Source organism: Lyngbya sp. CCY1209 (assembly GCF_055795065.1).
Window position 1 is genome coordinate 1 of the sequence record NZ_JAYFER010000188.1, and the last position, 13,968, is coordinate 13,968.

Sequence of the window (13,968 nt, forward strand, 5' to 3'; positions counted from 1 at the left end):
AAAAGCTGTAGGGGCAAGCCTCTGCGCTTGCCCAAATGAATGAAAAAAAGCTGTAGGGGCAAGCCTCTGCGCTTGCCCATTTCCTCAAAAAATGCGATCGCACCAATTAAGATTCGGTGGTGTGTCCGGCTTTGGCGATCGCGGCGCGGATGTCCTCCTCGGAAGCATTGCCGTCAATGCTGACCAATTTTGTATTCAAATCCACATTGACATCGGCGTTGCCGTCAACGTTGTGAATGGCTTTGGTGACGCTGTTGGCGCAGGCGTCACAGACCATCGAGGGAACTTTCAGTTGTATGGTCATAATCCTCCGTGAGTCGAGTTTCTTTTATCTTGCAGGAAAAATGGATTTCGTGCGGAACCGATCGCATTTAATTTTAAATTGGCATCCGCATCGTACAGGCAAGATGCCCGTGCTACACGATTTTAACCCCCACAGGCGGCGAGTAAATCCCGGTGAATCGCTTCCGATGCCGCCACGATCAATCCGGGCCGGCTGTAATCCTCGCAGGCGTGGAGGGGAGGGAGGGGCGAACCGTCCGAGGTGGTGACGATGCAGCCGGCTTCTTTTGCCATAAACGCCAATAACGCCCCGTCGATAAACTTACCCGCCCGAATCGCCGCCCCGCACAGGTCGCCGCCGAACATCCCGTTTATATTGGGGATTTGGCGATCGCTGGAATAGTCCATTTCCACATCGACGGCGGTGTAGCGATCGCCCAGACGGGACTTGAGGTGACTCATCCCGACACCCAACAGGACGGCGGACTTTAAAGGTTGAATTTTTAAGGGCGTACATTGGTCGAAATCCACATTCAGCGCACCTTTAAAAACCCCCTCTCCCCGGAAGGCGTAAAAATAGGTATTCTCGCCGGGAGAAATCGCCAGGGCGGCTTCAAATTCATCCGCGTTCAAAACCCCCAACAAAATCTGATAGTTGGAGTGTCCGTCGAGATAAAATTTGGTCCCGTCGATGGGGTCCAGGGTGACGAGGTAATCGCCGGGGGGGCCGAGTTCGGTGCTGCGAAAATATTTGGTATTGGGAGAGCGATCGAGTTCTTCTCCATAAAAACGGATATCCGGAAATGTGCCCAGCAGCACCACTTCCACAAAATTTTGAATCGACAAGTCGGCATCGCTGAGGGCTTGGGCAAAAAAATTATCGCCTTCCTTGACGGGGAGGGCAGTAATTTTGGGTTGGATGAAACGGGCGTAAGCCGCCGCGGCCCGCAAGGGGGGCAGCAGGGTTTCTAAGATTTGTCTGGGCGATGGTGTGGACATGGTTCGGATGGTTGATAGAGGGCGATCGGTCTGATTGTATAAAACCACTTTCTCGCACATCTGACAAGGGAGATGTTGCATGAACGATGCTATAATCGAATCAATTTAACAATCGACCTCAAATTTCCCATGAAAACAAAAACATTGACTGCCATCATTTATAAAGAAGATGATCTGTATGTGGCGGAGTGTCCGGAAGTCGGAACGGTCGATCAAGGGGAAACCATAGAGGAAGCGATCGCCAATCTCAAAGGGGCGACTCGGCTTTATCTTGAAGAATGTCCCCGAGAAGAAATTCGCCCCGGTTCACCGCCATCTCCGGCAAGGTCAATCCAAAATAATTTGAGCTAAAATAACAAGGTAAAGAGGTTCGCTGATGAGCGTCAATTATATTTTAAGCCAATATATAGAGGCGGCTCTGTATCAAGCCATTTACGACAAGCTTGAGGACGGTACTTTCGTCGGCAAAATTCCTGCCTGCAAAGGCGTTATCGCATTTGAAAACACGCTGCGGCAGTGTGAAAATGAGTTGCGATCGACTCTAGAAGATTGGATTCTGTTGGGGCTGAAACTCGGTCACTCCCTGCCAATTATTGACGACATCAATCTCAACGAGGAGCCGATTCGTGAGCCGGTGGACACCCTGTAAACGTCGGGATTTTATCAAAAAATTGCGACGGCTAGGATTTGACGGGCCTTTTTCTGGAACTCGACATCAATTTATGGTCTTCAATGACAATCGATTAACCATCCCCTCTAACAATGAGTATTCTGTAGCTCAATTGCGGATGATGATTCGAGAAGTCGAGGAAATTGTCGATCGCTCCATTTCGTTTGAAGAGTGGGTTGATTTATAGACGATTGTCACCAGCTCCGATGTGTTCCTCAGCTTACCATTGAGAAACCGGGTTTCTCCAAACCATCCGAGAAACCCGGTTTCTAATTAACTACGATCGCACAATTTAGCCGATTTCAACTTTGACGACCTTATTCTTTTCTTCCTCGGCTTTGGGAAGCATTACATTGAGAATACCGTCTTTATATTCGGCTTTGACTTCCGAGTTTTTGATGCGGCCGGGGAGGGGAATCACGCGCCGGAATTGGCCGTAACGGAACTCCGTGCGAGTTTTACCGTTCTCCTCCGTTTTGGTTTCCGATTTGCGATCGCCGCCGATGGAAATCGCCTCGGCAGTCACCTCAATCTCGATGTCCTTTGCATCCATTCCGGGCACTTCCAACCGCAGTTCGTAGCCGTCCTCTGTTTCGCTCAATTCGGCGGGGGGAACGAACGCCAACCCCCGGCTATTGTCCCGGACGGTGGGGGTGATAAATTGGTCGAATAGCTGGTTGAATTCCCGCTGTAACGTATCGATTTCATTAAAGGGTTGCCAACGAACGATAGACATATCTCTCATCTCCTGATTAGCTTCAACTTTCATGTTTTAAGTGTAAGCTTTCCGCCAGAAGATCGCCGTTCGGTTTTGCGAACCAAACCATCCAAAACACCGTACTTTTGTGGGGGGAGTCGGGAGTCGAGAATCGGGAGTCGGGGGAGAGATTAAATTCGGGATACCGACCTTAAAAAGGAATGTCGGTCGGGTTCGGAACCGCAAAAACCGGCAGAATTGGGAGGGTTTGAAGCTGCCTTCCGCGATCGCCGCCCGACCGACCGTTATTCGGTTAACCGGATATCCCGGATATCAGATCAATCCACCCAGTCTTTCGCCCGGGCGATCGCCTTTTGCCACATTTCAAAATTATCCCGAGCCTGTTGTGTCCCCTCTCCCGGTTCAAACACGCGATCAACCTTTCGCCGTCCGATCAAATCGTCGTAACTGTCCCAAAACCCGATCGCCAAACCCGCGCCGAACGCCGCCCCCTGGGCCGTCGCGTCCAAAATCGCCGGACGTTCCACCGGAATCCCCAGCAAGTCCGCCTGGAACTGCATCAGGAAATTATTCCGGGAGGCGCCGCCGTCCACCTTCAGCAGGGAAATAGACGTATCACAATCCTTATTCATCGCCTCAACCACCTCGTGCACCTGGTAGGCGATGGACTCCAAAACGGCCCGCACCATGTGCTCCCGTCGCACGCCGCCGGTAATCCCCATAAAAGAACCCCGGGCGCTCATGTCCCAGTGGGGCGCCCCCAAACCGCTGAGGGCCGGGACGAAATAGACTCCGTTGGTGTCCGGCACCTGGCGGCACAACCCGTCCGTTTCCCCCGCCGAGTCGATCAGTTTAATGCCGTCCCGCAACCACTGGATGCAGGCCCCCGTGGTGAACATGGCGCCTTCGAGGGCGTAGTTGGCCTTCATCGGACCCCCGTTGCCGTCCCACGTCCAGGCCACCGTCGAGAGGAGTTGATTGTGCGATCGCGTCAGTTGGTCCCCCATCTGCGAAATTAGGAAACACCCCGTCCCGTAGGTACATTTGAGCATCCCCGGTTCCGCGCACCCGTGGGCGAACAGGGCCGCCTGCTGGTCCCCAAAAATGGCGGTGATGGGAATTCCCACCCCGAACAGATTCGGGTCCGTCTTCCCGAACAGCCCCATACTGGGCTTGATTTCGGGCATCATGGAAGCCGGAATGTCGAACAGTTTCAGCAGATCCGGGCTCCAGTCCCCCCGATCCAAATTCATCAACATGGTGCGGCTGGCGTTGCTGTGGTCCGTGGCGTGAACCTTGCCCCCCGTCAGCTTCCACAGCGTCCAAGTGTCCACCGTCCCCGCCAAAACGTTATCCCAGTTGACATCGGGTTTTTCCCGCTTCACCCAATCCATCAACCAGGACAACTTCGTCGCCGAAAAATAGGCGTCGAGGACCAGTCCCGTCCGTTCCTGAATCATCTCGGCTTTTCCCTGTCCGGCCAATTCCCGGCACATGGGGGCCGTGCGCCGGTCCTGCCAGACGATCGCATTGTGGAGGGGTTCCCCGGTGGTTTTGTCCCACAACATACAGGTTTCCCGCTGCACCGTCAGCCCGATCGCCTGGACCTGGGTGGGGGAAATGCCCGTATCCCGGAACACCCGCTGCATCATCTCGTAGAGATCTTCCCAAATCTCGTTGGGGTCGTGTTCCAGCCAACCCGGTTTGGGGTAATGTTGTTTGAGTTCCTTGTAAGCTTGACCCGCAATCGAACCTTCGGCATTAAACAGAATCGCCCGATTGCCTGTCGTACCCAGGTCAAGCGCCAGGATATATTGAGCGTTTGGTGTCGTCATGATTAATTATTCTGAAAACTTACAACAAGAATAGATGCGGGTCTGTTTCCAGATATACCAAAGCCGGCGTGCGATCGCGCCGTTTCTTACCAATTTGTGACATCTTTCCTCCCGCCGTGGGGGCAGTGCCTCTGTGCCTGCCCGAATGGGGTGTGGGGGAGCGGAGGGAGCGGAGGAAGCGGAGGGAGCGGAGGGAGCGGAGGGAGCGGAGGAAGCGGAGGAAGCGGAGGGAGCGGAGGAAGCGGAGGGAGCGGAGGAAGCGGAGGGAGCGGAGAAACAGGTTGAACATCTGCACCGCTTGGGAATCAATTCCCAAGCTAATAGCAAAAATCATCTGAAGATGATTGGGGAGTTTACAGATCTGATCAAAACTTTCCTCCTCTGCCTCCTCTGCCCCTGGAGCCCCTGGAGCCCCCTCCGCCCCAGTCCTGCATCTTTTCCGTATGGAGATAAAATAAAGGCACACAGAGCCTCTCAAAGATTTTCATTGTCGTCACTCGCCATTTGCATACGCCATCATGCTCACTGACCGACTGCCCAACCGACCGCTCTCCCAACTGGCGCTGATTCCGGCGATCGCGATCGCCTTCGCCACCGTCATTTTCACCGAAGCAGTCTTCGCCCCCTCCCCGAGTCGCGCCCAGACTGCCGCCGCCACCCCCCAAGCCCCCGGCCGCGCCATGACCGTCCGCTCCGACATCCAGGAAGCCGACGCCAACACGGGGATTGTCACGGCTAGAGGCAACGTGCAAATTGACTACCCCGCCCGCAACATCCAGGCCACCGCGGCCCAGGCCCAATACTTCAGCCGGGAGCGCCGCATCGTCCTCAGCGGCGACGTCTTCGTTTTGCAGGAGGGAAACAGCATCAGGGGAGAAACCGTCACCTATCTCATCGACGAGGGGCGGTTCATCGCCACCCCCGAAGGCGGCGGACAGGTGGAGTCCATTTATCTGGTCCCCGACGACACGGCCGGCCCCAAAACTGCGGACACCGAGCCCTTCAACCCCAAACCCGCCTTCAAAAATCCCTTGAGTTCTCCGTCGAGTCAGGCTCAGTAATCGGAGAATTTGAAAGGATTCGGCAGGAATGGCGATCGAACCGACGTGCTACCCTGGAGAGTCAGTCAACTTGTGGAATCCTGCTGAACGGCGATGAGAATTGTGCTGGAGAACATTCACAAAACCTATGGAAAGCGCACCGTCGTCAGTCGGGTGAACCTAGCGATCGCCCAGGGAGAAATCGTCGGCCTCCTCGGTCCCAACGGCGCCGGGAAGACCACCACCTTCTACATCGCCACGGGATTGGAAAAACCCACCCAGGGGAGCGTCTACCTCGACGATCGCGATATCACCGACTTGCCGATGCACAGGCGGGCCCGACTCGGCATCGGCTATCTCGCCCAGGAAGCCAGCATTTTCCGCCATCTCAGCGTCCGGGATAACATCCTGCTGATCCTGCAACAAACCCGCGTCCCCCGCCCCCTGTGGGAACACCGGCTCGACAGCCTGTTGCGGGATTTCCGCCTGGAAAAAGTCGCCTGCAACTTGGGCATCCAGGTGTCCGGGGGGGAGCGGCGGCGGACGGAACTGGCCCGCGCCCTGGCATCGGGACCCGAACCCCCCCACTTTTTGCTGCTGGACGAACCCTTCGCCGGGGTCGATCCCATCGCGGTGTCGGAGATGCAGGCGATCGTGGCTTCTTTGCGCGATCGCAACATGGGCATCCTGATCACCGATCACAACGTCCGCGAAACCCTGGCGATCACCGATCGCGCCTACATCATGCGGGACGGACAAATTTTTGCCTCTGGCGTAGCCGAAGAACTCTACAATAATCCCCTAGTGCGACAGTATTATCTCGGTGACAATTTCCAGTTATGAAATTATCGGTTTCAAAATCTCTAAATTCTGCCTCATTTCGACTCCCCAATTTATCAGTCCTGGATCGGTACATCATCCAAGAACTGATCCCCCCCTTTCTCTTTGGCGTAGGATTGTTCACCTCCGTTGCCGTCACCGTCGGCACCGTCTTTGAACTGGTGCGAAAAGTCGCCGAATCCGGCCTTCCGGTGGGCATTGCCTTTCAAGTCTTCCTGCTGAAAATGCCCGATTTCATCGTCCTCGCCTTCCCGATGTCGATGATTTTAACCACCCTGATGGTGTACGGGCGCCTGTCCAGCGACAGCGAATTGATCGCCCTCCGCAGTTGCGGGATCAGCATTTACCGCCTCGTCATTCCCGCCGTCATTTTCAGCTTCTTCGTCACCGGGCTCACCTTCGCCTTCAACGAACTGATCGTCCCCGCCGCCAACTATCGCGCCTCATACACCTTAGAAAGAGCCCTCAACCAAGACGAAATCCCTATCCGAGAACATAATATTTTTTACCCCGAATATCAGCGGGTACGCCTCCCAGATTCCGATAAAAAAGTCAACGTTTTGGTGCGGCTATTCTACGCGGAAGAATTCGAGAACGGCGAAATGCAGGGCGTCACAATCCTCGATCGCTCCCGAGAAGGCATCACCCAAATTATCTCCTCAGAAAGCGCCGTTTGGAACCCCACCCAAACCACCTGGGATTTCTACGAAGGCACCGTTTATCTCGTCGATCCGGACGGGTCTTATCGCAACATCGCCCGCTTCGACCACAAGGAATTGCACCTCTCTCGCGCCCCCTTAGATTTGGCATCCGACGATCGCGAATACGGCGAAATGAACATCGCCCAAACCCAAGAATACCTGCAATTGATGAAGATGAGCGGCGACCAAAAGAAGGTGATCAAAACCCAAGTCCGCATCCAACAAAAGTACGCCCTCCCCTTCGTCTGCGTGGTGTTCGGACTCCTCGGCGCCTCCCTCGGTTCCCGCCCCGGCCGCACCAACCGCGCCACCAGTTTCGGCGTCAGCGTCATGATCATTTTCGCCTATTATTTACTCTCCTTTATCACCGGCGCGATGGGTCAGAAAGCCATCCTCAGTCCGTTCATGGCGGCTTGGCTTCCCACCCTGTTGGGTTTGGGCGTCGCCGGTTTTTTCCTGTACCGGACTTCGGAGTGAAATTGTGGGGGCGTCATACGCTCCCAGAGCATTTCAGGAGTGATTCATTCAACTAACTCATGTAGCAGTTGGCTTTCACAAACTTTTCCGCCACTGCCGCCACCTCCGCGTTTTCCACATCGGGGGGATTCCAGGGCAATTTTATCTGTCCCGGCGAGGTTTTCTTTTTCCCTCGAATCACTTTCGGTAAAAACTTGCTGCCCCAGTGATATACTCTTTTCCCCCCTTTTTCCAAGGGGGGTTAGGGGGGATTCTCCGACTCTTTAAATTGACGGACGATCCCCCTAAATCCCCCTTCAAAAGGGGGACTTTGAGATCCGGCCCTCACCCCCAGCCCCTCTCCCAATTCTGGGCGAGGGGAGAATAAAAGTCCCCCAAAGTTGGGGGATTTAGGGGGCTTGAGATACTCGTAAAGCCCTCACCCCCAGCCCCTCTCCCAATTCTGGGCGAGGGGAGTCAAGTTGAGTCTTTTCGGTTTCTGAAACGAACTGCTATTCTTGTCAATGGCGGGACAAACCCGATCGCATTTCAACTCCAAACTCGACGCAAATCCAACACGAAACCGGGCAAAACGTCTTCACCGGATACCTCGGCGGGACTTGACAACACCTCCACCTCCAACCCCGGCCGATAAATTTCCGCCGTTCGATTTTGCGGATCGATTAACCAACCCAATTTCGCCCCATTATCCACATACTCCCGCATTTTTTCTTGCAGCGATTTTAGCGTATCCGAATCCGATCGCAACTCCACCACGAAATCCGGACAGATATTCGCGAAGGTTCCCTTTTGTTCCGGTGTGAGTGCATCCCAACGTTCCGGACTAATCCAAGACGCATCGGGGGCGCGAGTCGCACCATTGGGTAAAATAAACCCCGTCGAGGATTCAAAAACCTCCCCCGGTTCCCCCGCATTTCGCCACCAGAGATACAACTCTCCCGAAATCCTGCTATTGCGTTTTCCCGTTTCCCAACCCGTCGGCGGATTCACAATTAACTCTCCTTTCGCGGTTCTTTCTAATCTCAATTCGGGATTGGTTGAAGCCAGGTCGGTAAACTGTTCTTGGGTGACATGGAGTCGAATTTTTTTCGGCAAATTGAGCGATAAAGTTTCGGTTTCCGGTTTGGTATTTGTCCGTACCATCGTAACCTCTTCTATCCTAGAGAATTTTCCAAGGGACGATCCGACCCATTAATGAACCCATTTTATCCGATAGTTTTTCCGTTGGGTTGAGGTGCGAACCCAACTTACACAATTTAGAAGCGACTGGTGAGGAGTAGAAACCGGGTTTCTTTGAAGCGATCGCGGGAGAACCCGTCAACTCGGGTAGAAACCCGGTTTCTGATCAGTGGCGGGGGTCACAAAATAGAAAATTCGCCATTTCCCCGTAAAATAAATATGAGAATCCCGACCCCCCAATGTCCATGACCCCCACATCCGATCGCACCCTCCCAACCATCACCATTCGCCCCTACCGCGATCGCGATTGGGAAGGGGTCTGTCGGGTCCACGATCGCGCCCAACCCGCCGAATTCCAGGGGTCCTGCGACCTCCGGGGGATGCGACCCCTCGCCAAAAATCCCCACATCGCCAAGCTATTTCCCCTCTGCCGCAAGTTCGTCGCCTGCGAGGGCAAAAAAGTCGTCGGCATCATGGCGCTCTATGAGCGCTACATCATCCTCCTCTACATCGATCCCGACTACCAGGGTCGCGGCATCGGCGGGCGCCTGCTACAGTTGGCGATCAACCTCATCGGTTCCCCCACCTGGACGATTGTGATGGCGGGGAACCGAAACGCGATCGGCTTCTACGAAAAATTCGGGTTTCGCAAAGTCGAAGCCTTCGAGAATACCGTCTCCGGCTATCCCTGTACCTTCGTGCGGATGAAGCGATACAATCAATAGCCATGAAATACCCAGCACCCACCAACCACATCCCGCCCCACACCTGGAACCGTCCCATCGGACTGGGATGGGAAAACCCCTATACCGTCCGCTACGCCAGCAATTTGGACGATGGCCCCTGGCACGGGATGCCCTTGGGCGGGTTCGGGGCGGGTTGCATCGGCCGATCGCATCGCGGGGACTTCAACCTCTGGCATCTCGACGGCGGCGAGCACGTTTTTCGCACCCTCCCGGGCTGTCAATTCAGCGTATTCGAGGAGACGGAAGCCGGACGTCAGGCCTACGCCCTCTGTACGGAACCGCCCTCGGACGGCAGTTTATCCGCCTGGAATTGGTATCCCGCCTCGACGGAAACCACCTCCACCGGAACCTATCACGCCCTCTATCCCCGCAGTTGGTTCGTCTATGAAAATATCTTTCAAACTCAATTAACCTGCGAACAATTCTCCCCGGTTTGGGCGGGCAATTATCAAGAAACCAGCTATCCGATCGCCGTTTTTGAATGGGTCGCCCACAACCCCACCGACAAGTTAATGACCATCAGCATCATGCTGACCTGGGAAAATACCGTGGGCTGGTTCACCAACGCTTTGGACACCCCGCCGGTCACGGTTCGGGACGATGGCAGTCCCGTTTACGACTATCGACCCAAATGGGGGGATTCCCTCGGAAATTATAATCGCCTGGTGGAGGATTTCCACCGCGTCGGTTGCGTGATGAGTCGTTTGAATGTGGATGACGAGGTGGGGGAAGGCGACGGCCAGATCGCGATCGCCACCATCACCAACCCCGCCGTCGAGGTGTATTACCAAACCCGCTGGAACCCCAAAGGCACGGGGGCCGACGTTTGGGAGTATTTCGCCAAGGACGGGACCCTGCTGGATGAGGAAGACGAACAACCCGCCAGAGAAGGGGAACGGAGTGGCGTGGCGTTGGCGGTTCGGGTGATGCTGCGGCCGGGAAAAACCCGCAAAATCCCGTTTTTTATCGCCTGGGATCTACCCATCACCGAGTTTGAACGGGGGGTCAGCTACTACCGCCGCTACACCGACTTTTTCGGGCGGACGGGCCGAAATGCCTGGTCGATGATCCGGACGGCGATGAAGCATTCGGATACTTGGCTGGAGAATATCGAGGCTTGGCAAAAACCGATCCGCGATCGCGACGATTTGCCCCCGTGGTTCAAAATGGCGTTATTCAACGAATTGTACGTCCTCACCGCCGGGGGGACGCTGTGGACGGCGGCGGACGAGGAACAGCCCATCGGTCGATTTGCGGTGTTGGAATGTCTGGATTATCGTTGGTATGAGAGTCTGGACGTGCGGCTGTACGGGTCTTTCGCCCTGTTGATGCTGTGGCCGGAGTTGGAAAAATCGGTGCTGCGGACCTTCGCGAGGGCGATCGCAACTAGAGATCATACCCCCCGAATTATCGGCTACAATCAGGCCGAAGCCATCCGCAAAGCCGCCGGGGCGACTCCCCACGACCTCGGGGCGCCCAACGAACATCCCTGGGAAAAGACGAATTACACCAGCTATCAGGACTGCAATTTGTGGAAGGATCTGCCCTGCGATTTTGTGTTGCAGGTGTATCGGGATTATCAGTTGGCGGGGGATGACAATCTGGAATTTTTGCGGGACTGTTGGCCGGCAATCGTGGAAACTCTCGCCTATTTGAAAACGTTCGATCGCGACGGGGACGGCATCCCGGAAAATGGCGGGGCGCCGGATCAGACCTTCGATGATTGGCGGTTGCGGGGGGTGAGTGCCTACTGCGGCGGGTTGTGGTTGGCGGCGTTGGAAGCCGCGATCGCGATCGGGAAAATTTTGGCATCGGAATCGGAGGAGATCACCCCAAACCCCAAAGATGCGATCGCCACCTATCAAAATTGGCTGGAATTAGCCCAACCTATTTATGAGGAAAAGCTGTGGAATGGCAGTTATTATTGCCTCGACAGCGAAAGCGGTTCGGATGTGGTGATGGCGGACCAACTCTGCGGCCAATTTTACGCGGCCCTGCTCAACTTGCCGGATATCGTGTCCCGCGATCGGGCGCTCACAGCCCTGAGAACGGTTTACGAGTCCTGTTTCAAAAATTTTCATGACGGCAGATTCGGAGCCGCCAACGGCGTGAAACCGACCGGAGAAGCGGAAAATCCGGACGACACCCACCCCTTGGAGGTGTGGACGGGGATCAATTTCGGCCTGGGGGCGTTCATGATCCAAATGGGGATGAAAAACGAGGCGTTCCAACTCGCCGAAGCGGTGGTCCGCCAAGTCTACGACAACGGACTCCAGTTTCGCACCCCCGAGGCGATCACGGCGGCGGGTACATTCCGGGCCAGCCACTACCTGCGGGCGATGGCGATTTGGGCCATGTATGGCGCCGCGTGCACCTCATAGAAATAATGAGGAAAGGAAAGCGAGGGCAGAAGAAAAAATTTTTGAATTTACCCCATTCCCCATTCCCTATTCCCCATTTCCTATTCCCCAACTACCCGCGATCGGTAATATTCGCCCACTGCGGGAAGGAAGGCGGAAAGAAATTGATCTCGTAGCCGGAATCTTCCCACTCCTTCACCCACAGGGGGACTTTGCCGCCGTCGGGGGTGGAGGCGAAGAGTCGGGCTTCGATCTCGACGATGTAAAAGATCTGCTTTAGGGTGTCTCCTCTGTCCAAGGCATCGCTGAGGATTTCGTCCAATTCGGGATCGACTCGTTTGACCCGGGTTTTGTCCCCTTCGGTCCAGACCAGTTTCAGGGATTTCAGGCTGCGGGGACTCAGGGCAGTTTTGAAGTAGACCCGCTTCAGGGTGGCGACCGGCGCCAGACTGCGTTCGATTCGGCGAATTTGTTGCAGTCGGAGGAAGTGCCACTCGGCGAGGCGGAGTCTATCTTCGGGGGAGGCCACTCCTTTACTGGTGGCGTGTTTGAGGCCGTATCTGGCTTGGGAACAGCCGAGGTTGGCCAGCAAATGGATCAACTCTCGTTCTTTCGGCGTCGCCTGCCGCCTAACCAGAGTGTGAGTCGATTCCCGTCGTTTGTTCGTGTCCATCTAATCGGTTGGTTAAATTACGTCGGTTGTAAAATCCGGGTCAAAACTGCTCATTCTGAAGCACTTGACCCTCGCGGAGAGAAAGCGTCAGCCTTCCGGAAAGGCGACCGTGATGGAATGTCAATCCATTTTGCCGGATGCTGGCAGGCGATCCCGATTCACTCAAGTTTATCAGCCGTAGGCTGTCGGACCCGTTCATCAATGGCGATCGCGATCGCTGCGGCGGGGCAAAAGGATATTCGGCTTTTACTTGTGGACGCGGACAGAACAAATCGCGGGAGAATGAGGTTTCGGGCTCTCGGGTTTTCCCGAAAGGTCGGTGAATTCTCGCGGTGTATTCGAGAAGAACGCCCGACCGGTCAAAAAAGTGGGTGATTGCAACAGACCCCTTGAATTCTCAAAAACCGACCTGCAATAATCAACATAGACTCGCACACCTTGATAGATCGGAAACGTTCAATATGACTTGTCCGTAGTGTCCAAAGTCGTCCACTCGCCCCTAGTTTTTAGGGGAGTTAGTGAAAGCCATCAGGAAGTTAATCGATCGTCAGGGTCTTCTAGCATCGGGGTGCATCTCCTTTCCTCGAAAGATCTATGATTCTATTCTACTTTACCTCAAGTTGAGGGGACTTTCGCTCCACTAGGAGCAGCTATCTCAATGACCCAATGTTCTCACAGAAAACCTCCCGGTTTTCTGTGAGATTTTTTACGAAACGTGAAGCCCGCGATCGCGGTTCATTTGACCGGATTTTTGAACGAGTTGCAGTTAAAATATCTTAACTTCGCCGCTTTTTCATCCTTCTTTCGGGGGAGACTCTCGGGCGAAACCGCACCGTTCTTCCAAACAGGAACGCAGCATTTTGGGGTCGAACAGAACGGGCAGAAAGTGGATGCTGTTGACCTCTCGAAAGTAGAATAAAATCGGCACGGGCGGCCAAAAAATCTCCCAATTCAGCCACTCCCGATAGGGGAATCGCCGGATCAGCTTTCCGGAACGGCAGACATCCAAATCCGTCGGGGTAAATTGCAGGCGAATGGTGGCTGTCTGAAGGGTCAGAAACAGCCCGAACAGGGAAACGGGCAGGGCGACCCACTTTTGGACGAGAAACAGCGGGATCGAGCCGAGAACCAACACCAGGGGAATGGCGTAACTCGGCCGCAGTTCGACCACTTGGGGCAGTGGGGTGGCGGTGGGAGTGGTTGTCATGATTTTATATTTAACGATTGACTTCAATGTTAAAAAATATTACCAAATCCGTCCGGGAGAAGGGGGGAAGGGAGTCGGGAGTCGGGAGTCGGTATTAGGGAGTCGGGAATGGAGGCGGAGGAAGCGGAGGAGGCGGAGGAGGCGGAGGAGGCAGAGGAGGCAGAGGAGGCAAATTTATAGTCAGATCCGTACAAATTCCCCAATCATCTGAATATGATTTTGGCTATTAGCTTGGGAATTG

16 protein-coding genes are annotated in these 13,968 nt (G+C 54.8%); 7 read left to right on the top strand and 9 right to left on the bottom strand.

The features are described from left to right. Nucleotides 1-106: 106 nt before the first annotated feature. Both AC0QHF_RS03215 and AC0QHF_RS03220 read right to left on the bottom strand, forming a co-directional pair. Nucleotides 107-304: a heavy-metal-associated domain-containing protein gene (locus tag AC0QHF_RS03215; protein ID WP_324702744.1), complete on the bottom strand. Its 198-nt coding sequence runs from the start codon at nt 302-304 to the stop codon at nt 107-109. 122 nt (nt 305-426) lie between these two features. Beyond that, nucleotides 427-1,281: an inositol monophosphatase family protein gene (locus tag AC0QHF_RS03220; protein WP_324702745.1), complete on the bottom strand. Its 855-nt coding sequence runs from the start codon at nt 1,279-1,281 to the stop codon at nt 427-429. 129 nt (nt 1,282-1,410) lie between these two features. On the opposite strand from AC0QHF_RS03220, the gene AC0QHF_RS03225 reads away from it, so the two are divergent. Continuing rightward, complete coding sequence (locus tag AC0QHF_RS03225; RefSeq protein WP_324702746.1) at nt 1,411-1,632, top strand: type II toxin-antitoxin system HicB family antitoxin; 222 nt, start codon at nt 1,411-1,413, stop codon at nt 1,630-1,632. 25 nt (nt 1,633-1,657) lie between these two features. Continuing rightward, nucleotides 1,658-1,930, top strand: a complete 273-nt coding sequence (locus tag AC0QHF_RS03230; protein WP_324702747.1) for a type II toxin-antitoxin system HicB family antitoxin — start codon at nt 1,658-1,660, stop codon at nt 1,928-1,930. Between the two features lie 313 nt (nt 1,931-2,243). Here the strand turns inward: AC0QHF_RS03230 and AC0QHF_RS03235 are convergent, their stop codons facing one another. The 3 genes from AC0QHF_RS03235 to AC0QHF_RS03245 form a co-directional block, all read right to left on the bottom strand. After that, nucleotides 2,244-2,687 carry an Hsp20/alpha crystallin family protein gene (locus AC0QHF_RS03235; RefSeq protein WP_324702748.1) on the bottom strand — a complete coding sequence of 148 codons (444 nt, stop codon included), beginning with the start codon at nt 2,685-2,687 and terminating at the stop codon, nt 2,244-2,246. Between the two features lie 299 nt (nt 2,688-2,986). Continuing rightward, nucleotides 2,987-4,504: a glycerol kinase GlpK gene (gene glpK / locus AC0QHF_RS03240; RefSeq protein ID WP_324702749.1), complete on the bottom strand. Its 1,518-nt coding sequence runs from the start codon at nt 4,502-4,504 to the stop codon at nt 2,987-2,989. Between the two features lie 19 nt (nt 4,505-4,523). After that, the gene (locus AC0QHF_RS03245; protein WP_324702750.1) at nt 4,524-4,838 is read right to left on the bottom strand and encodes a hypothetical protein; all 315 of its coding nucleotides are present in this window, start codon (nt 4,836-4,838) and stop codon (nt 4,524-4,526) included. 184 nt (nt 4,839-5,022) lie between these two features. Here AC0QHF_RS03245 and AC0QHF_RS03250 point away from each other — a divergent pair, with 184 nt between their 5' ends. The 3 genes from AC0QHF_RS03250 (at nt 5,023) to AC0QHF_RS03260 (ending at nt 7,562) form a co-directional block, all read left to right on the top strand. Then, the gene (locus tag AC0QHF_RS03250; protein WP_324702751.1) at nt 5,023-5,565 is read left to right on the top strand and encodes an LptA/OstA family protein; all 543 of its coding nucleotides are present in this window, start codon (nt 5,023-5,025) and stop codon (nt 5,563-5,565) included. A gap of 93 nt (nt 5,566-5,658) precedes the next feature. Next, a complete protein-coding gene (gene lptB, locus AC0QHF_RS03255) occupies nt 5,659-6,387 on the top strand; it encodes an LPS export ABC transporter ATP-binding protein (RefSeq protein WP_324702752.1) in 729 nt (242 codons plus the stop codon). Further along, nucleotides 6,384-7,562, top strand: a complete 1,179-nt coding sequence (locus tag AC0QHF_RS03260) for an LptF/LptG family permease (protein WP_324702753.1) — start codon at nt 6,384-6,386, stop codon at nt 7,560-7,562. Before lptB ends, AC0QHF_RS03260 begins: the two co-directional genes overlap by 4 nt. Before the next feature lie 52 nt (nt 7,563-7,614). On the opposite strand, the gene AC0QHF_RS03265 is transcribed toward AC0QHF_RS03260, so the two are convergent. Continuing rightward, nucleotides 7,615-7,743 carry a hypothetical protein gene (locus AC0QHF_RS03265; RefSeq protein WP_324702754.1) on the bottom strand — a complete coding sequence of 43 codons (129 nt, stop codon included), beginning with the start codon at nt 7,741-7,743 and terminating at the stop codon, nt 7,615-7,617. A 347-nt stretch (nt 7,744-8,090) separates the two neighbouring features. Then, nucleotides 8,091-8,705, bottom strand: a complete 615-nt coding sequence (locus AC0QHF_RS03270) for a Uma2 family endonuclease (protein ID WP_324702755.1) — start codon at nt 8,703-8,705, stop codon at nt 8,091-8,093. 281 nt (nt 8,706-8,986) lie between these two features. On the opposite strand from AC0QHF_RS03270, the gene AC0QHF_RS03275 reads away from it, so the two are divergent. Both AC0QHF_RS03275 and AC0QHF_RS03280 read left to right on the top strand, forming a co-directional pair. Next, nucleotides 8,987-9,466, top strand: a complete 480-nt coding sequence (locus AC0QHF_RS03275) for a GNAT family N-acetyltransferase (RefSeq protein WP_324702756.1) — start codon at nt 8,987-8,989, stop codon at nt 9,464-9,466. 2 nt (nt 9,467-9,468) lie between these two features. Beyond that, nucleotides 9,469-11,868 (top strand): GH116 family glycosyl hydrolase, encoded by a 2,400-nt coding sequence (locus AC0QHF_RS03280; protein WP_324702757.1) that lies wholly within the window; start codon nt 9,469-9,471, stop codon nt 11,866-11,868. A gap of 91 nt (nt 11,869-11,959) precedes the next feature. Here the strand turns inward: AC0QHF_RS03280 and AC0QHF_RS03285 are convergent, their stop codons facing one another. Then, nucleotides 11,960-12,520: a hypothetical protein gene (locus tag AC0QHF_RS03285; RefSeq protein ID WP_324702758.1), complete on the bottom strand. Its 561-nt coding sequence runs from the start codon at nt 12,518-12,520 to the stop codon at nt 11,960-11,962. A gap of 793 nt (nt 12,521-13,313) precedes the next feature. After that, complete coding sequence (locus tag AC0QHF_RS03290; RefSeq protein ID WP_324702759.1) at nt 13,314-13,727, bottom strand: DUF3119 family protein; 414 nt, start codon at nt 13,725-13,727, stop codon at nt 13,314-13,316. Nucleotides 13,728-13,968 lie beyond the last annotated feature (241 nt).